The following is a 19,327-nucleotide window of genomic DNA, read 5'->3' on the forward strand; positions in this document are numbered from 1 at the left end:
CCATGGAAACCACCGTCAACGGCGAAGAGCGTGTTCTGGCAACCGACACAGCCCTCGATTTGATCGCAGAAATCAAGCGGGATCATCCCGAGATCCTCTTCCACCAGTCCGGCGGCTGCTGCGACGGCTCCTCACCCATGTGTTATCCGGCCAACGAATTTACGATCGGCGACAGCGACGTCAAGCTCGGCGAGATCGGCGGCGTACCGGTCTATATCAGCGCCAGCCAGTTCGAGGCGTGGAAGCATACGCAGCTGATCATCGACGTCGTACCCGGCCGCGGCGGCATGTTCTCTCTCGACAATGGCCGGGAGAAGCGCTTCCTCACCCGTTCCCGCCTCTTCGGCGGCGGCGAGGCTTGCGCAGTACCTGACGTGAAGGTCAGGGCGGTTTAATGCCGTCGCCTTATCGAGTACGAATTTTGCCTGTAGTATTCCCATAGTACCTGCTCTCCACAGCTCTTTGCTACTCTCCGCCAGTTGGTTTCAAAGGGAGGAAACGATGCCAGCCTCAAAGATCCTGATGATAACAGGTGATTTCACCGAAGATTACGAAACGATGGTGCCGTTCCAGACGCTGCTCGCCTGCGGCTACACGGTCGACGCCGTGTGCCCCGGGAAGAAGGCCGGCGATACCGTCGCCACCGCCATCCACGATTTCGAGGGCGACCAGACCTATTCCGAAAAACGCGGTCATAATTTCGCGCTGAACGCCACCTTCGACAGCGTGCGCGCCGAAGATTACGATGCGCTCGTCATCCCCGGGGGCCGCGCACCCGAATATCTTCGCCTCAATGCCGACGTCATCAAATCCGTGCGGCACTTCTTCGACGCCGGAAAACCCGTCGCCGCTATATGCCACGGCGCGCAGCTGCTTGCCGCTGCCGGCGTTTTGAAGGGCCGCACCTGCTCGGCCTATCCCGCCTGCCGGCCGGAAGTCGAACTTGCCGGCGGCATTTATGCCGACATATCAATCAGCGATGCAGTCTCGGACGGCAATCTGGTCACGGCGCCCGCCTGGCCGGCGCATCCGTCGTGGCTGCGCCAGTTTATGGCCGTACTCGATGCCGCAGCCCTGCTGGAAACCAACGCCGCCTGAGAAGGGTGACACGGGGAGGACGACATGTGTGAACTGTTCATCAAGGCGGATGCGCGACTTTGGGAAAGCGCCACCCGGTCGCTGCGCATCGATGGCATGGTCACCAGCGTCAGGCTGGAGAACTTCTTCTGGTCGAAGCTGGAGGAGATCGCCCGGCGCGACGGTATGAATGTCGTCCAGCTGATCACCCGGCTCCATCATGAATCGATCGATGCCGGCCATGATCTCGGCAACTTCACGTCCTTCCTGCGAGTCTGCTGTGCCCGCTATCTCGACCTGCAGCTCACCGGCGACATTCCGGCAGACGTCAGCCGTCCAATCTCCGGCCTCGACGCACCTGTCATCCTCGGCCGCGAACGGGCGAAGTATCATTGAAAGCCAGGCCCGACAGGACTATCGGGCAATGAGAACGGAACTGCCCGCGGATAGCTTCGCCGGCAGTTCCGCAAGACGTCTCGACATTACCCCTGCGGTGGCCTTGCACTGCGGCGCAGGCTGGATCAACAATGCGCGGCATCGTCCAGCACCGGCACCATCAGGAGATCGATTGCCATGAATAGCCAGAAAGCGGTGATCGTCACCGGAGCCGGCGGCAACCTCGGCAGCGCCGTTGTCCGCGAGCTTGCGAGCGCCGGCGCGAAACTCGTCTGCATGAACCGTTCGAGTCAGGAACTGGAAGCCTTGGCCGTCGATCTTCCTGCCTCTACCGAGTTTCTGTCGATCGCGGGGACGGATCTCACCGACTATGCCTCCTGCGCTGCCGCCGTCGCCCGGGCCGTCAAGCGCTTCGGCGGCGTTGGCGCCTTGGTCAATACCGTCGGCGGCTTCCAGATGGGACCGGTCGGCCCGGATGCCCCCGCCCAATGGGACACGATGATGACCGCAAACGCCCGCACTGCGCTGACGATCAGCGCCGCAGTTCTCCCGACCATGAAGGCATCAGGCTACGGCCGCATCGTTCATGTCGCTGCCGCGCCCGGCCTGAAGGCCGGCGCCAATCAGGCCGCTTACGCCGCCTCGAAAGCCGCCGTCATCCGGCTGACGGAAGCGCTCGCCGCCGAATGCCGCGACGACCGCATCACCGCCAACTGCATCCTGCCCGGGACGATCGACACGCCTGAGAACCGCGCCGCCATGCCCAATGCGAAAACGGACGGCTGGGTATCGCCGCAATCGATCGCCCGCCTCATCGCCTTCCTGATTTCGCCGGCCGCAGCCGTCGTCACTGGCGCAGCAATCCCGGCGACCGGCCGCGAATAATAGAAGACGCGGCGTGAGCGGCAGCCGCAACGCGCTGCAACCGCCCGCGTCGAGCTTTGACCGGGTCTCACCTTACCCTCTGTTTCGGCGGCAGTCCCTTGTCGGGAGCAATGGGTGATAAGAATAGGGAGACCTGCAAGTTTTAGTCAGTGACACACGATCTGGCTTGAGCTTCGCTTCGCCTTGAGGCAGCCTCGTCTCCGCCTGCTCATGTGACGGGCACAAGACAGCAGGCGGACACAATGGTCTTGAGGATCGCATTGCGGCGGCATTTGCCAGAAGGCGGGTGGTTTCGATGACGGACGGTCCGGCATTGCGCGCTGTCGGCGCAAGCAGCCTGATACGCGAGGAATGGTTCCTCGGCGTCAGCGTCGCGACGAGCTTGGCGTTTCTTGTTTTCCAGGAGCAGCTCTTCGGGCAGCTTTCCGATCCGCTTTGGTTCACTGTCGTTTTCGCGTGGCTGTTCGCTGCCGTCCTTGGTTCCGCTCTGTCGGTTGTCCGGCACGCGGATCATTTGGCGGAGCGGCTGAAGGAGCCTTACGGCACGCTCATTCTGACACTTGCCATCACCTCAATCGAGGTGATGGCAATATCAGCCGTCATGCTTCACGGCGAAAACAATCCGACGCTTGCGCGCGACACCCTGTTTGCGGTCGTCATGATCATTCTGAACGGCATGGTCGGCCTGTCCTTGCTGCTCGGCGCCTGGCGGCGACCGGAACAGCAGCATAATTTGCAGGGCGCCAACGCCTATCTCGGAGTGATCGTGCCGCTGGCGACCTTGAGCCTGGTGATGCCGACATTTCTTGCAGGCCCGGACGGACAGCATCCGTCGGCAGCAAGACAACTGATACTGGGCGTCATATCGGTCGGCCTTTACGCCACGTTTCTGTTTCTGCAGACCGGCCGCCATCGGGACTATTTCGCTGACGACACCGACCGTCACGAACCTCGCGGCGGACATGTCCCTCACCATGGACCGGTTTGGCCTCATGCCATTCTGCTTGTCGCCTATATGGGGCCTGTCGTCTTCCTGGTCGAACAGCTTGCGCGGCCGATAGACTACATCATCGAAACCCTGCACGCGCCAACCGCATTTGGCGGTGTTGTCATGGCCGTCCTTGTCGCGACGCCCGAGGCAATCAGCGCCGTGCGTGCATCCATCGCCAACAATCTTCAGCGTTCCGTCAACATCTTCCTTGGTTCGGTATTGTCAACGATCGGGCTGACGGTGCCGGCGATGCTTGTTGTCAGTCAACTCTACGGACACCCCGTGACACTCGGCCTGGAGCATGGAGATCTGGTGATGCTGCTGCTCACTCTTGCGGTCAGCATCATCACCTTTGCCAGCGGCCGCACGCATCTGATGCAGGGTGCCGTCCACCTGGTGCTTTTCCTGGCTTACGTGCTGCTCATTTTCCAGCAATGACACCAGGCCGTGCAAGACCAGGAAGGCAAAGGGTTCCGCGCCACCGCTGTCTTCCGCTATGCTGACAAAGGCTATTGCACCGCTTGCAGGCATTGCACCGCGGGATAGACGTGACGATACGGAGACTGGACTTGAGCTCACTGTTGCTTGGCGGGCTTGTATTTGTTTTTCTGTCGGCGGCAACATCGATAGGAATGATGGTGCGCGGCCGCTTGCCCGATCATCATCTCAGCTCGGAATCCAAGGACGTCATCAGGCTGGCGACCGCGGTGGTGGGGACGCTGTCCGCCTTGGCGCTCGGCCTGCTGATCGCATCCGCCAAATCGGCCTATGACAATGCCGAGGTGGAAATGAGAACGGCGGCAGCGCGGGTTCTCCTGCTGGATCGCGTCATGGCGCAATACGGCCCGGAAACCGACGATGCGCGCCGGCTGCTGCGCCAACTCATCGAAAGACGGCTGAGCCGCGGCTGGACTGCCGAGACCACCGACGCGTCATCCGGCAAGGCACTTGGAGAATATCAGGATATCGAGGCCGTTCAGGGCGACCTTCGATCCTTGTCGCCCAGGGATGCCGTCCAGCGCTCTCTCCAGACGCGCGCTCTTGATGTCAGCGGCATGGTGGCGGAAACCCACTGGCTGCTGGTCGAATCCGGCAGCGAGGGCCTGCCCTGGGCATTTCTCGCCGTTCTCGTCTGTTGGCTCTCCCTGCTTTTTGCGACTTTCGGATTGCAGGCGCCACCGAACCCGACGGTGATGTCAATTCTCTTTGTTTGCGCTCTCTCTGTCGCCGGCGCGGTCTTCCTGGTCTCGGATATGGCCAATCCGTATATCGGGCTGGTCCGCGTTTCCGACGCACCCTTGCAGTCCGCCATAGAACGGCTCGGGAAACCGTAACCGCGGTACACGCCCCGGCCTCGGCTAGTCCGGCCCCAACACAGTTCAATTGTGCACCAAGGGCTATTGCAATTTTTAGCAATGCCGCGACATAATATCGCATGCCTAAAACCTTCGGCAGGTCGATTGGGGGCCGCCGTCGAGGCACGCATGAAGACGACAGCGCCGCGCGTCTTTCAGACATGCAAGGGACGCTGTCGCATTTTGAAATGCAGCATCATTTATCCTTCAATCGATTCCGATTGAAGGAATTATGCAGTGGGCTCTTGACCTGTCGAGGCGGCGGCAATGTGTGGGAGATTGCATCAGGATCTGCGACTTTTTTTGACATTTGCCGGCATGGCCATTCTCGCCGGCTGTGGGGAGAGCGGCAACAGCTATATTCCCCCACCGCCGCCTGCGGTTCGGGTCGCGCAGCCGGTCCAGCAAGCGGTGACGCTCTATTTCGAGCTCACCGGCAATACCGCACCGCTCAATGCCGTCGATATCGAGGCGCGCGTCCAGGGATATATCCAATCCATCGACTACCAGGACGGCATGATGGTGAAGAAGGGCACCAAGCTTTTCGGCATCGAGCGCGACACCTATCAGGCGCAACTGGATCAGGCGAAGGCGTCACTCGCCTCGCAGCAGGCCTCCCAGGTCGGCGCAAAACAGGAATATGACCGCCAGCTCAATCTGTCGAAGCAACAGGTCACCACACAGACCGCGGTCGACAGCGCCAAGGCGACCCTCGACGAGGCGAATGCGGCCATCCTCAACGCCCAGGCCAATGTCGAACTCGCGACGATCAATCTCGGCTATACCGAAGTGCTCGCCCCCTTCGACGGCATCGTCACCGATCACCTCGTCGATATCGGCACGCTGGTCGGCGTGTCCGGCCCCACCAAACTCGCCAGCATCGTCCAGACCGATCCGCTTTATGCCTATTTCAACGTCAGCGAAACGCAGGTGCTGATGATCAAGGAAGCCATGGCAAAACAAGGACATACTTTCAGGCAGACGGACCTTCCGAGCATACCGGCAGAGATCGGGCTGCAGACGGAAGAAGGTTACCCGCACAAGGGGCATCTCGACTACGCATCACCTCAGCTCGACGCCTCCACGGGCACGCTTCAGGTCCGTGCCCTGTTCGACAACAAGGATCACGCCATGTTGCCCGGCCTCTTCGTCAGAGTTCGCGTGCCGGTCGGCCACAACGACAAGGCTCTGCTGGTGCGTGACGATACGATCGGAACGAACCAGCTCGGCAGCTACGTGCTGGTTCTCGGCAAGGACGACGTCGTCGAGCAGAAGCAGATCAAGACGGGCCAGCGTGAAGGTCCGCTTCGGGTTATCCAGTCCGGGCTCGACCCGGCTGACTGGGTGGTGACCCAAGGTATCCAGCAGGCCATTCCCGGCAGCAAGGTCACGCCGGAGAAGATCGAAATGAACCCGACGGCCAATGCCGCCGGCGATGCCAAGGCCAAAACCACGACGCAATGAATTCGCCGCCATGCTTCATCTGAACGTCTGAGGACAACAGCATGATCTCGCGTTTCTTCATCGAGCGACCGGTACTCGCCAACGTCCTGGCATTGGTCTTCGTGCTCGTCGGCGCGGTCGCCCTGTTCCAGCTGCCTGTGGCGCAATATCCGAATGTCGTCCCGCCGACGGTGCAGGTGACGACGCGTTTTCCCGGCGCCAGCGCCCAGACCCTCGTCGACACCGTGGCGCTGCCGATCGAGCAGCAGGTCAACGGCGTGCAGGACATGCTCTACATGCAGTCGACCAGCGCCAGCGACGGCACCTATTCGCTGATCGTGACCTTTGCCATCGGAACGGATCCGGATCAGGCCCAGGTTCTGGTGCAGAATCGCGTCGCCATCGCAATGTCGTCGCTTCCCGAAGCGGTGCAGCTTCAGGGCGTCACGACGCAGAAGAAATCAACGGCGATCCTGGGCTTCGTCAGCCTGACCTCGCCCGACAGCCGCTATGACAGCCTGTTCCTGTCGAACTACGCCGTCATCAACCTGCAGAACGAACTCGCCCGCCTGCCGGGTGTCGGCAATGTCACCGTGTTCGGCGCCGGCCAGTATGCCATGCGGATCTGGATGGATCCGAACCTGCTGCAGGCACGCGGCCTGACGCCGCAGGACGTCGTCAATGTCGTGCAGCAGCAGAGCCAGGAGGTTGCCGCCGGCCAGATCGGCATTCCGCCGGTGCCGAAGGGGCAGGTCTTCCAATACACGCTGAACGTCAATGGCCGGCTGAACGAGGCCGCCGACTACGAGAACATCGTCGTCAAGGTCGAGAGCGGACAGGGCGGCCGCATCACCCGTGTCCGCGATATCGGCAGCGTCGAACTCGGCGCCCAGACCTACAGCCAGTCCTTCATGCAGAACGGCCGGCCGGCGGCCGGCATCGGTATTTTTCAATTGCCGGAGGCCAACGCCATCGCAGTGGCGCAGGCGGTCAGCGCAAAAATGGAAGAGCTCTCGAAGAGCTTCCCGGCGGGCCTTGAATATCACTTGCCGTTCGACACGACGAAATTCGTCGAGGCCTCCATCGACGAGGTTTACGTCACCTTGATCGAGGCCGGCATTCTCGTTCTCATTGTCATTCTCGTCTTCCTGCAGGATTGGCGGGCAATGCTGGTGCCGGCGACCACCGTTCCGGTCACCATCATCGGCGCCTTCGCGGCCATGGCCGCATTAGGCTTCACCGTCAATTTGTCGACGCTGTTTGCCATCGTCCTCGCCATCGGCATCGTCGTCGATGATGCCATCGTCATTGTCGAAGGTGTGGCCCGGCACATTGAGGCCGGCATGTCCGGCCGAAAGGCCGCCGAGAAGGCGATGGAGGAATTGCTCGGCCCGGTCATCGGTATCACGCTGGTGCTGATGGCGGTTTTCATTCCGGCCGCTTTCCTGCCCGGCCTGACCGGGCAGCTCTACCGGCAGTTCGCCCTCGTGATTGCCGCGACAGCGCTGATCAGCGCGGTCAATGCGGTCACCCTCAAACCGACGCAATGCGCCCTTTGGCTGCGCCCACCGGCGCCGCCCGAGAAACGCAACATCCTCTATCGCGGCTTCAACAGGGTCTACGACAAAGGCGAACGCGGCTATGCCGGGTTGATCGGATCGATGACCCGTCATGCCGGCATCATGGCGATCGCGGCACTTGTGCTGATCGCGGTCGCCGTCTGGGGCCTCGCCCGCCTGCCGACCGCATTCCTGCCCATCGAGGATCAGGGTTATGTGCTGATCAGTACGCAATTGCCCGACGGCGCCTCGAAGGAGCGGACCGATGCGGTCATGGAAGAGGTCGGCAAGATCGCCGAGGCCACCCCTGGCGTCGATCAGGTACTGACCATCAGCGGCCTCTCCGTTCTCGACAACAATGCCAGCCTGCAGAATGCCGGCGTCGCCTATGTCGTTCTCAAGGATTGGGACGAACGCGGCAAGGAGAAAGGACAGGACCTGCTGTCGATCTATCAGCATTTGAACGACGCGCTGCAGCATGTGCTGACCGCCAAAACGCTGGTGGTCGTTCCGCCTCCGATCCAGGGCGTCGGCAATGCCAACGGCTTTACCATGCAGGTGGAGCTCCGCAACGGCGTATCCGACTATCCGCTGCTGCAATCGCTTGCCGATACAATCGTCAAGAACGGCAATGCCCAATCATCGCTGCAGAGGCTGAGCACGCCGTTTCGCTCGAACGTGCCGCAGCTTGCAGTATCCGTCGATCGCATCAAGGCGGAGACGCTGGGAATTACCGTGGGGCAGGTCTTCTCCGCACTCTCCGGCTATGTCGGATCGAGCTATGTGACCCAGTTCAACAAATTCGGCCGCACCTTCCAGGTCTATGCACAAGCCGCTTCCGATTTCCGTGTCAGCCCTGACGACATCCGCAATCTGAAGGTCAAGGCGGGCGACGGGACGATGGTGCCGCTCGGCACCGTCGTCGATGTCACCGCGACGCGAGGCCCCTCGCTGATCAGCCTCTACAATCTCTATCCCACCGCCACCATCGTCGGTGGACCGGCCGCCGGTTTCAGCTCCGGCCAGTCGCTCGCGGTCATGGAGCAAATCGCCGATCAGACGCTGCCGACAGGGACGGGCTTCGAATGGACGGCGCTCTCCTATCAGGAGAAGGCCGTGGGCGGGCAGATCTACTTCATCTTCGCGCTCGCCATGCTGCTCGTTTATTTTGTGCTCGCCGGCCAATATGAAAGCTGGATCCTGCCGCTGGCGGTCATATCAGCCGTGCCGCTTGCTTTGCTCGGCACGGTGGCGGCACTCACGGCAGCCGGCGTCGCCAACAATCTCTACACGCAGATCGGCCTCATCCTGCTGATTGCGCTGGCAGCCAAGAATGCCATCCTCATCGTCGAATATGCGCGGGAAAAACGGGCAGAAGGCCTGGAAATCCTGGAGGCGGCGGTCGAGGCGGCCCGGCTGCGTTTCCGGCCGATTCTGATGACGTCCTTCGCCTTTATCCTCGGGGTCCTGCCGCTGGTGCTGGCGACGGGCGCCGGCGCATCGGCCCGTAAGTCGATCGGCATATCGGTCTTCAGCGGCATGATCGCCTCGACCTGTCTCGCCATCCTCTTCGTTCCCTCCTTCTACGTGCTGCTGCAGCGCCTCGAAGAATACTGGAAGCGGCGCGGCGCGACCGTAAACACGGCCGCGAGCGTGGCGGAGCCGGAGATATCGAACGTCCGGTAAGGCGATCGCAGCATTATTGCACGATCACCTGCACATAGACGTTGCCGCTCTTGGCGTAATAATACCCGCAGCATCGGTAATAATAGCCGCCGTAATAAGGACCATAGCGGCAGCCCGCCGGAAGCACGGCAATGGTCGTCGTCGTGCGTGTGACGACCCGCCGCGTCGTCCGGCGGGCCACGCCCGCATAAGAGAGCGGCGTCAGCGGCCTGCCGATGACGGCGCCCGCCGGCGTGGCCAAGCCGATCAACGCCGGCATGGATCCCTGCCCCTCGATGTGAAAGCCGGTGAATGTCAGAACTCCGGTCAGCCCGAGGGCGAAGAACAGCTTCCTATGGGTCATTTTACCTCTCCCGTATCGGCAGCCTCAGGCAGCTCATCTAGCGATTGCAGCTCACTGAGATCGACTGTCTTGGCGCTAGCCGGAACCTCGATGGTGTAGGAAACGGCCGCGACATCCGCTCCACTTTTGAAATCGCTGATTTCGAGCGTGTATTGCGGAGCCTGGACGACGTGTTTGCTGGTAATGACGTAACGGCGGGGTATCGGTTGCGGGCCACTCTGTATCCAGATCTGCCAGTCGATTTCAGCTGTCCGAAAGGCCAGATATTCGCATTCGACCCCGTCCACGAAAGCGCTGGAAATATGCTTGCCCTCGGTCACATCGGACATCAGCGTGTCGTAGACGTTGGTGGACAGCAGATCGGCGCCGGGAGCCTCGACGCCGGCGGTCATCAGCCTGTCGATCAACTCATCGAGCGAACCTTTGCCATCGATCTTGGCATAGGCGTCGAGATTCTTGCCATGCACCGTCAGCGACGAACCGTCGAAACTGACGTCGAGGTCGGCAAAGCCGCCGGTCCTGGTGACGCGCAGCTTGTCCGGACGCGTCAGGTTGGCCGTGCCCGAGCTTACGAACTGGAGTTTCTCGAAGGCAGGCGTTACCGCTTCGAGCGACGATTGGTAGGTGAAGGATATCGTCTTCTGCGCCGTCAGAAAATCGGATATCGTCTTGAGCAGGGCTTTCGCATCATCCGCCCATGCGTTGCCCGCCGGCGCGAGGCTGGCGGCAAGCGAAGTATAGAGGAGGATCCGCTTCAATCGCGGCAAAGAGAAAGTCGATGACATGGCAATGCCTTTCGTTGGTGTCGTCATTGATTTCATCGAATTGCAGATGGCGGCTGCCGGACCTGCCGCAGCCGGACATGAAATGTGAGAGATGCAATGCATGCATGCGGAAAAACGGCCGTCAGCCGGCCTTTGCAGGATCGCGCACCGAATTTCTCGCTGGCGCGCGATGAACTCTTTCAGAGTGCAAATTTCAAACGCGCACTACAATCCCGAGGTCAACACGCGATGGCAGGCCGGTGACACGCGTTGCAGATTGTCGCGCAGGCAGGCAATGCCCCGCCCTCCGCCTAAAGGCACCATGCGGCACAGGGCCTGGAAGTCCGCTCCGCAGGTTTCCCGCAGGATCATCACTTCCTCAGGTGGGGAGAAGGCCGGCATCATTGCCCGAGGGGCCGGCGTAATCGCACCGGTGGCAGCCGCATCGCCAGTCGTCGGCGCCGACGATCCCCCCAATGCTGCAACCGCTTGCTGACATGGCGTCGATAGAGCAGCGTTATGCTGTTGCAGACAGCTGAGCGCCGCTGCACCTCCCGGCGTGACACCGGAACATTGCGCCATGAAATCGCGCTGGCAGGCCGATTTGACCGCATTTCGCTGCGCCTGCGTCGGTTGAGCCGCCGGCGTGCCGGTCGCAGGCGCCGGGGCGGTCACTGCTGTATTTGCAGGTGCAGTCGGCGTTGGCTCCGCGGATGTCGATTTAGGTTTGACGTTCACCGCCGAAACTGCTTTCCGGCAGCCCGCCGAAAGCGTCGCGCTATGCTGCTGCAGACAGGTGAGTGCCTCGATGCCTCCCGGTGTCACCCCGGAGCATTTTGCGATGAAATCGGAGCGGCACTCTGCCCTGATGGCATCGCGCTGCTCTTCGGTCGGCGCTTGCGCTGAAGCAATCCCGGCGAAGAACACCACCGCGCAGGACGCGGACAACCCGGAGATTACCGATAGAAGACGACGCCTCCGATACGGAGAGGTCGGTAGAGAAGATCGCCATTTTCGCATGATTCCCCCCTATAAATCTCTGATCTACTTCATGAAATCGGAATGCCCTCTGAATAGGATAATAGGCGCCGCCGAATGGGCGGACGTTGCTTGCTTTCATGGAAATATAAGAAGCGCCTGATCTACGTATATTAGAATATTATCTCTTTAGCAACTATCTAGTCGCCGCGCGAAGATCGATCGCAACTCGGAGGACTATCGTTTCTGACGTCTAGCAACGCAAAAGCCCGCACGCGGCGGGCATTTGTGTAGCTTATCTTTGAAGGCATTTGGTTGCGGGGGCAGGATTTGTGGTTTTCTGTCCCGCCGCGTCGGCTTCGCCTTCTTGCGGGCCTCTGACGAGGCGTTAACTCCTCGACCCATTACCAAACAAAAAGCCCGCTTTGCAGCGGGCCTTTTTGTTTGGTTGCGGGGGCCTGATCGCACAGAGGCTTGTAAAATTGGTCGAGATTCGAGGGTGTCTCTGAGGCGTAACGCTTATTTATCGAACTCATGTCATTCGTGGCGGATTGCGGCTTCCCTGTCAGCACAGGGTGTCCGCGACTTGAATCGAAATCTCCCGGATGTGCTGACGGAAAACCTGTAGGAAGTCCCTGAAGTTATCGAACCCGAGCAGTTGGCAGCCGACTCGCAAACGGTCGCGTCTTCTGCCACTTCGACAACGGCATTCCGGACGGCATCCGCACCGATGTGAACGGAACTCTGGTCGAGCGCAGCCGATGGCGTCTTTTGCTTCGACACGACGGGGAAACTGATCGGCAAGATCCGTGTCCCCCTGACGGTTGCAAACCTCAGCCGCCACCCGCTCACTCTATTCGGTCTACGTCGCAGCAACCGGCGCCCAGACGCGTAGGCTGGCGAACTGGCGCCTATATCGGGCCACCCGGCGGACACGGCACGTTCCGACTTCCTGTATGACGGGATTCTCATCGAGGCGTGCCCCCGGCGGCCGTCGCCCTATCTGGCTATTGGCAGGGCACTGAAACAATGCGAGCGCCGGCCCAAGCGCGACAGTTTAATAAGACTCCACTAACTTACGCTTAAGTTTTAGTTAAAATGCGATTCACTATGTTTGCAGATGATGGGCGACGTTTTCGGCAACTGACGCGTTAAGACGCCATGCAACAGATTTACCGCCAATGGCAGCTCTCTTCCCAGAACGCGATGAGCTACCGCGCCAAATTCATCCTGGCGACGGAGATCCTGAAATCCGATATGTCTTCTCGTGAAATCCGCCGAGCTGCCCGCCGTGTCGTTCGTGCGCTCGAAGCCGTCATCGATCTTCCTATTGCCGGCGCTGATGTACTGCGGACGGCGCGGGAGCATTTTGGAGCATTGACGGAACTCCTCGCAGCCACCGAACCCCAGCCAGCCGATGATGATGCGCATTGTCCCGAGCGGCGAGGGCCGCGACAGCAAGCTGATGCAACCCTTGGCCATGGGAGCCGGGAAGACTTCGGCTCCTGACATGGCGCCGAGCGGGTTTGAGCTGACCCAGCAAGATCGCCACGTCGGTCAGCAAAGCGTGAACAGGCTAACCCTACGTCCGAACTGACCTCTCCAAAACCCTTGCCAGCCGTTGCGCGAATTTTCGGGGATCTTGTGGCCGCTCCCCGTCGAGAATGCGCGCTTGGTCGAGCAACAGGAACGTTGCGTCCTCTTGATAGGGCGCATCGTCCTCGACGGCCGCGATGGCTTTAATCACGGGATGTGCCAGGTTGATTTCGAGGATCGGTTTGGTGGCTCCCTGGAGACGGCCTGCGTTTTGCAGGATCTTTTCCATCTGCCTGTCATAGCCGTCCTCCGGCGCAACCAGGCAGACCGCGCTCTCCGTCAAGCGGTCGGATGCCCGAACATCGGCGACTTGACCGGCCAGTTTTTCTCTAGCGAAGCCAATAAATGTCGCCAAACCGGCGCTGTCCTGTTCGGGCGGCGTTTGATTGTCGAGCCTTGGAAATTGCGCCAGATCCGCAGTTCCCTGCGTGATCGATTTGAACGCCTTTCCTTCGAATTCCGGCGCGTTCACCACCCAGAAGCTGTCGACCGAGTCTGTTAGCAGCAGCACTTCGATGCCTCGCGCCCGGAAACCTTCGAGCTGCGGCGACGCCTTCAGCTGGTCAAGGCTGCCACCCGCAAGATAGTAGATGGCATTCTGGCCTTCTTTGGCGTCTTTGACGTATTCGGCAAGTGAACGGTGCCCTTCCGGCGAAGCCGACGTGTGAAATCGTGCAAGCGCCATCAATTGCGCGCGCCGCTCGTAATCCTCGTAAATACCCTCCTTCAAGACGGGTCCGAAATTCTCCCAGAACTTGAGATAGGTCTCCGGCTCGCTGTCAGCCAGTTTCTCGACCGCTGTGATAACCCTGTTGGTGACACCCTTGCGGATTGCCGCCAGGATGGGGCTCTCCTGGATCATCTCGCGGGAAACGTTGAGCGGCAGATCAGCCGTGTCGATCAGCCCTCGCACGAAGCGCAGATATCGGGGCATCAGTTCCGCATCGTCGGTGATGAAGACCCGCTTGACGTAAAGCTTCATCCTTCCTTTGCGTTCCGGATCAAACATGTCGAACGGCTGCGTTCCCGGTACAAACGCCAGGGCTGTGTATTCGTGCCGCCCCTCGGCACGAAAGTGCACGGTCAGGGCCGGTTCGTCGTATTGCCCAGAGAGGCCGCGGTAGAAGTCGGTGTAGTCTTCCTTGCTGACTTCGCTCTTCGATTTGGTCCACAGCGCAGTCCCGTCCGTTATCTGGACCGGCTCGCCACCGGGTTTGTCGATAATGCGGATCGCGACCGGGACGTGACCGGATTGTTCTTTGACGATTCTTTCGACGGTCCACCTTGAGGTGTACGTCTTGGCATCTTCCATCAGATGCAGGACGATGCGCGTACCGCGGGGTGGCGCTTCGACGAGGTTTGCCGCCTCGACACTATAGCTCCCCTTCCCGTCCGAGGACCATTTCCAGGCCTCCTCTGAGCCGGCGCGACGGGAAATCACATCGACATGCTCGGCGACCATAAAGCAGGAATAGAAGCCGACGCCGAACTGTCCGATCAATTGTGCGCCTTCAGCGGCCTTGTTTTCTGCGATCCGCTCCATGAACGCCCGCGTCCCCGACCTCGCGATCGTACCGAGCGCCTCAATCATCTCGTCACGCCGCATCCCGATGCCGTTGTCCTCCACGACAAGCTGCCGGCGCTCTTCATCAAGCCGCAGCGTGATGCGGCTCTCGGGATCGGCCGCCAGCAGCGACGGCGTCTCGATCGACTCATAGCGCAGCTTCTCGCAGGCATCGGCGCCATTCGAGATCAATTCGCGGAGGAAAACGCCCTTGTCCGAGTAAACGGAGTGGACCATCATCTGCAAAAGGCGGGCAACATCGGCCTCAAAGACGTGGCTTTCAGCGGTCTGTTCGACAGTTGTCGTCATGTGCTCGGATTCTCCAAAGAAATGCAATTTGCGCCGATCAATTGGCGAAACCAGGCTCAAAATTCAAGATCCAAAAACAGGTAGTCGCGGGCCGAAATATACCCTCGCGCAGTGCGATTTTCGTTGCAACGGCTGAATGGCCGGTATGAAGACACATTGCATCAGTCCCTCGTTCCCTTGTGTGTGGCCCGAAGGTATCTATTGTCGACGAATACCGGGCGGTTGGGGAGTATGTAATGTCGGCAGTGCCGTTCTCAAAGATTTCGACGCCGCTCAACGCGCTGTTCGCTACAATCGGTCTCTTGGTCGTTGCTACACTGACGACGCAGGGCCTTAGTCGTCAGGAGAGGCTTGTCTTTGAGCTGCTACTTGGGGCAATTTGGCTGGCCTATGTCCTCCAATTGAGCGGCACATTGCTTTCACGGCGACACCGCTTGTCGGGCGGGATGCCGGCCCTCGTGATCGATTTACTCGCGGTTCTGGTTCCGGCTGCTGCATTCTTGTTCGTCGGGTCCCGTGATCGAAACCTCTATTGCGCCATTTGGCTTCTCAAGCCGTTGCGCGACTCGACCTTTTTCAGGCTGCTGGCAAAGGTGGTCGCGAATGAATCGCGCAATCTGCTTGGCGTGACATCGGTGTTCGGCATCGTTCTTTTTGGCGCTGCGTTGGCCGGTTATATCATCGAGCGAGATGCCCAACCCGAGAAATTCGGCAGCATTCCGCAGGCGATGTGGTGGGCGGTCGTGACGTTGTCGACGACCGGCTACGGTGACGAGATCCCTCAGAGCCTTGCAGGTCGAGTTCTGGCCGGATTGGTGATGATGAGCGGGATCGGTATTTTTGCACTTTGGGCCGGCATCCTCGCCACCGGCTTCTACGAAGAGGTTCGCCGCCAAGACTTCGTTCGCAACTGGCAGTTGGTAGCTGCCGTACCCCTGTTCCAGAAGCTTGGTTCCGCTGCACTGATCGAGATCGTTCGGGCGCTGCGAACGCGCATTGTCCCCGCTGGTGCCGTGATCTGCCGCAAGGGCGATATTGGCGATCAGATGTTCTTCATTGTCGAGGGGCGGGTCACCGTGGCGACACCCGACCATCCAGTGGAACTCGGTGCCGGAAACTTCTTTGGCGAGATGGCGCTGATCAGTGGCGAACCGCGCTCAGCGACGGTCAGCGCAGCAACCGAGGTATCGCTGCTGTCGCTCTATGCCGTGGATTTCCAGATGTTGTCGAGCAGTAGTCCGGAGATCGCGGAGACCATCCGCAAGACGGCGCTGGAGCGGCGGGGCGGGCCGCCGAAGGAATAATCCAAGCCTGATGGCTGCGGCATTGCCGCAGCCGGTGGGGTTACGCACTGACCGACTCATAGCGCAGGATGACTGCGCGGGCCGCCGTCGGCGGGGAGCGTCGGCCGGCTCATGATGCTGCTCCCTACGAGATTAATCTTCAGCGCCATATGCTGGACTTCGTCGAGGCAAACAGGGGGGCGAAGGAATGATCAAGGCGTCCCGCGCGACCATCGTTGTAGGCAGCCCGAGAGGCTAAATCACAAGGCCAGCGGCAGCTACGGCAAGTCTGAGGCCGATTATGCCCGCGTGATTGCTGCCTTCATCCACGCTCATCCACCCCCTGGTAAAGGAAGCAGTGCTGTTTCGATGTCCTTTCGGAGGTTCCCAGCGGGTCCATTATCGCCACCTCTTTTGAGCAAAGGCAGCGTAAATGGACAGCTCGGAAAAATTGGTAAATCGAAGTCGTCCGAAGCGTCGCAATGGCAGCTTCGGGCCCCAAGCTCATTAAAGGCCTCTCCACACTTTGGAGAACAAGTTCGCGCCGTCTCCAATTGACCGCGTTCTCTTCGGACCTCGCCAGATTGTGAACTATTCGTAACTTGAAACACAACAGGCAAAGCGCTTTATCCAAGCGATGAATCCGAAGCACTTCATCTCGGCGATGAGCATCGCGGCTTTGACGGCATGCTCGCATATCGAGCCGCTTGAGACGCCCCTCGCCCAGTCAGCAATTCAGCACCAGCCGCCTTTGACCGATCAGGCGGTGATCGCAGATACAGTCGTCGCGGTGCTGTCGGTGCAACTGCTCTTGCATGGGCCAACCCATCGACGGGCAGCGCGGGCGTAATCGAACAGATCGATGCCAGTAACGATGGGCCGAACGGATGTCGCGGTTTTGTAACTAGTCGGCAATCGCTCGACGGCATGACGCGCTTCAACGGCGTAGCCTGCCCGTCTGGGGACAGTTGGAAACTCGGCGGGCAATAGGGGTAGCGCTCGACGTCCGGTCTCGCGTCTAGGGCATCTCGGTCCATCGCTCGGAAAGCAGCGAGCAATCCATCCGGTACCGTATTGCCTGGAAGGAGCTGCTCGGCAATCGACCAGGGGAATATGTCTACGACTGGAAGAAGGCGCGGTCGGATCACAGGGACTGCCTCGTCCGCGGACAAGGCAACGCCGCGCGGCCGCCTAACGGCGACCAATCTCGGCCTCGACCTTCTTCCGTGAGTTTCCAGCGCTCTTCACGGCCTTCTTGACGGCACCTTTCGAGACGGCTTCCTTCATTGCTTCGTACCCTGCTCCAACCGATCGGGGTCGATGCCAGCAACGCTTCGCAAAATCGTATCTACATTATACGCGGCCTCTTGTCGAAGCTCGAGGCAACATTCAGGCCCCAGAGAATGCCGGTCCTCCGCTCAAGTTCGGAAGGCTATGCGTCGTCCGAATGAGATCAGCCGCCCGCTCCCCAATGACAACGCAGGGTGCCATCGTATTTCCAGTTGTGATCCGCGGCATGATCGAGGAGTCTGCGATGCGCAGGCCATCGATACCGTAGACCTTGAGTTCGTTGTCGACCACGGACATGCTGTCGCGTCCCATTTTGGCTGTGCAGGATTGATGCCAATAGGTCACGGCCGAACGCCGGATAAAGTCGATCATCCCCGATCGGTCGTGTGCGCATGGTGCAGTCTCTCTGGATACCAGCGAGGTGAATGCTTCGCTGTTTCCCAGTTCGCGGCATAGCTCAACCGCCGCCAACGCGGCACCCATGTCTTCCGGCTCACTGAGCGAATTTGGCTCAATCAGGATCTGGTCGTATGCATTCGGGCCGGAGAGCCGCAACCGACCGCGGCTTTTCGGCTGGGCGAGACCATTAAACATTGTCCAGCCATGTTGCGGGGTTTCGAGACCCGTCTCGATCGGCGACGGCACAGCGAACTCCAACTGGCACTGAAGAATGTCCGGCTGCGCGAGACGCGAGACGCTTTTCCAGTAGAGTTTTGCTTCGCAGCCGCTACCACCGACGGCTTCTGGTTTTCGATATGCCCAGGTGCAGCCGAATGCGAGATGATCCTGATGATTGCGCCCAACGCCAGGTAAGTGTTGAACCACGGGAATGCCGTGGGCTTGCAGCTCATCTTCCGGACCTATGCCCGACTGCATCAACACTTTCGGAGTGTTGATCGCGCCTAGCGACAGTACGGTCTCGCAACGCGCCGTGAATTGACGTCGCTGATCATCGACGAGAACCTCCACCCCCGTCACGCGCTTGCCATCGAAGATGAGGCGCGTGACCAGTGCGTCGGTCAGCACAGTCAGGTTTGGGCGCGACATGAGCGGGCGGACATAGGATCCAAAGACAGACTCCCGCTTGCCATCCCGGATCCGCAGTTCAGCGATGGATGCGCCGCCCGGGCCCTCCATCATTTCACCGTTCGGGCTATCGTAGACCGGAATGCCGATAGTGGATGCCGCACGCAACAAGGCCTCTGCGATCGGTTGGGGGGCCTGCGGCTGCGCTACGTAGGCCGGTCCTCCCACGCCGCGACGCGTTGGGTCCGGAGCGCCCTGCCAATCTTCGATCCGGCGATAGTAGCTGAGGATAGACTGATAGCCCCACGCGTCATCGCCGGCTTCAGCGGCAAAGTGGTCCCAATCTCCCTTGTGTCCTCTGGCCCACACCATGACATTGATGCTCGAACCGCCACCGAGCCCTTTGCCCATGCTGAGAGGAAGACGTCGACCGTCCAGGCCAGGTGCCGGTTGTCCGACAAAACCCCAGTCCCGGATCGAGCCGAGATTGAGCGGCCACTGCGCAGGGTTTGTAACGGTCTCGGCCGCATCGTCCCCGCCTGCCTCGAGCAGCAGGACACTTGCGTTTCCATCCTCTGCCAGTCGTGCGGCAACAACGGAGCCGCTGGACCCGGCGCCGCAGACGATGAAGTCGAAAACAACACCGACCTCGCTCTGAGGAATGGGCGGATTTTCGGGTGCATTCTTGTCATGACTATTCAGCTTCACGTGGTTACCTCCGTGAATGGATTGAGGAAAATTGCAAAAGTGTTGGGGAATGCGGGCAAGTCCGAGATCGTGCG

15 protein-coding genes and 2 pseudogenes are annotated in these 19,327 nt (G+C 60.2%); 11 read left to right on the forward strand and 6 right to left on the reverse strand.

Annotated elements, in window-relative coordinates:
- Positions 1-2: 2 nt before the first annotated feature.
- From PO860_RS18100 to PO860_RS18135, 8 genes are all read left to right on the forward strand, one after another.
- Positions 3-395, forward strand: coding sequence for a DUF779 domain-containing protein (locus PO860_RS18100; RefSeq protein ID WP_183610620.1), 393 nt, complete (start codon positions 3-5; stop codon positions 393-395).
- A 106-nt stretch (positions 396-501) separates the two neighbouring features.
- Complete coding sequence (locus PO860_RS18105) at positions 502-1,098, forward strand: DJ-1/PfpI family protein (protein WP_020051778.1); 597 nt, start codon at positions 502-504, stop codon at positions 1,096-1,098.
- A 24-nt stretch (positions 1,099-1,122) separates the two neighbouring features.
- A complete protein-coding gene (locus PO860_RS18110; protein WP_105007475.1) occupies positions 1,123-1,473 on the forward strand; it encodes a ribbon-helix-helix domain-containing protein in 351 nt (116 codons plus the stop codon).
- Positions 1,474-1,650: 177 nt separating this feature from the next.
- Positions 1,651-2,358 (forward strand): SDR family NAD(P)-dependent oxidoreductase, encoded by a 708-nt coding sequence (locus PO860_RS18115; RefSeq protein WP_183610577.1) that lies wholly within the window; start codon positions 1,651-1,653, stop codon positions 2,356-2,358.
- Positions 2,359-2,653: 295 nt separating this feature from the next.
- Entirely contained in the window at positions 2,654-3,787 is a 1,134-nt protein-coding gene (locus PO860_RS18120; protein WP_183610578.1) for a calcium:cation antiporter, read from the forward strand.
- A 131-nt stretch (positions 3,788-3,918) separates the two neighbouring features.
- Positions 3,919-4,683, forward strand: a complete 765-nt coding sequence (locus PO860_RS18125) for a bestrophin-like domain (RefSeq protein ID WP_272784983.1) — start codon at positions 3,919-3,921, stop codon at positions 4,681-4,683.
- Positions 4,684-4,971: 288 nt separating this feature from the next.
- The gene (locus PO860_RS18130; protein WP_275037935.1) at positions 4,972-6,168 is read left to right on the forward strand and encodes an efflux RND transporter periplasmic adaptor subunit; all 1,197 of its coding nucleotides are present in this window, start codon (positions 4,972-4,974) and stop codon (positions 6,166-6,168) included.
- A 41-nt stretch (positions 6,169-6,209) separates the two neighbouring features.
- The gene (locus tag PO860_RS18135; RefSeq protein ID WP_275037936.1) at positions 6,210-9,392 is read left to right on the forward strand and encodes an efflux RND transporter permease subunit; all 3,183 of its coding nucleotides are present in this window, start codon (positions 6,210-6,212) and stop codon (positions 9,390-9,392) included.
- A 13-nt stretch (positions 9,393-9,405) separates the two neighbouring features.
- On the opposite strand, the gene PO860_RS18140 is transcribed toward PO860_RS18135, so the two are convergent.
- The 3 genes from PO860_RS18140 to PO860_RS18150 form a co-directional block, all read right to left on the reverse strand.
- Entirely contained in the window at positions 9,406-9,735 is a 330-nt protein-coding gene (locus tag PO860_RS18140; protein WP_273885826.1) for a hypothetical protein, read from the reverse strand.
- Positions 9,732-10,520 (reverse strand): DUF2092 domain-containing protein, encoded by a 789-nt coding sequence (locus PO860_RS18145; RefSeq protein WP_275035614.1) that lies wholly within the window; start codon positions 10,518-10,520, stop codon positions 9,732-9,734. Before PO860_RS18145 ends, PO860_RS18140 begins: the two co-directional genes overlap by 4 nt.
- Positions 10,521-10,724: 204 nt before the next feature.
- The gene (locus PO860_RS18150) at positions 10,725-11,519 is read right to left on the reverse strand and encodes a RodZ family helix-turn-helix domain-containing protein (protein WP_273885860.1); all 795 of its coding nucleotides are present in this window, start codon (positions 11,517-11,519) and stop codon (positions 10,725-10,727) included.
- 618 nt (positions 11,520-12,137) lie between these two features.
- Between PO860_RS18150 and PO860_RS18155 the strand changes: the two are divergent.
- Positions 12,138-12,364 (forward strand): annotated as a pseudogene (locus PO860_RS18155) (SMP-30/gluconolactonase/LRE family protein); the annotation flags it as partial.
- Positions 12,365-12,638: 274 nt separating this feature from the next.
- Positions 12,639-12,986 carry a hypothetical protein gene (locus PO860_RS18160; protein WP_273885861.1) on the forward strand — a complete coding sequence of 116 codons (348 nt, stop codon included), beginning with the start codon at positions 12,639-12,641 and terminating at the stop codon, positions 12,984-12,986.
- 73 nt (positions 12,987-13,059) lie between these two features.
- On the opposite strand, the gene htpG is transcribed toward PO860_RS18160, so the two are convergent.
- Positions 13,060-14,946 carry a molecular chaperone HtpG gene (gene htpG, locus PO860_RS18165; protein WP_272784979.1) on the reverse strand — a complete coding sequence of 629 codons (1,887 nt, stop codon included), beginning with the start codon at positions 14,944-14,946 and terminating at the stop codon, positions 13,060-13,062.
- A gap of 236 nt (positions 14,947-15,182) precedes the next feature.
- Here htpG and PO860_RS18170 point away from each other — a divergent pair, with 236 nt between their 5' ends.
- Positions 15,183-16,250: a cyclic nucleotide-gated ion channel gene (locus PO860_RS18170; RefSeq protein WP_183610585.1), complete on the forward strand. Its 1,068-nt coding sequence runs from the start codon at positions 15,183-15,185 to the stop codon at positions 16,248-16,250.
- A gap of 1,170 nt (positions 16,251-17,420) precedes the next feature.
- On the opposite strand, the pseudogene PO860_RS18180 reads toward PO860_RS18170, so the two are convergent.
- A pseudogene (locus PO860_RS18180) lies at positions 17,421-17,525 on the reverse strand (DUF3606 domain-containing protein); the annotation flags it as partial.
- A gap of 93 nt (positions 17,526-17,618) precedes the next feature.
- Entirely contained in the window at positions 17,619-19,253 is a 1,635-nt protein-coding gene (locus PO860_RS18185) for a GMC family oxidoreductase (RefSeq protein WP_272784993.1), read from the reverse strand.
- Positions 19,254-19,327: the final 74 nt, after the last annotated feature.

It is taken from the genome of Rhizobium binxianense, from assembly GCF_028994275.1.
In the GTDB taxonomy this organism is placed as follows: Bacteria; Pseudomonadota; Alphaproteobacteria; order Rhizobiales; family Rhizobiaceae; genus Rhizobium; species Rhizobium binxianense.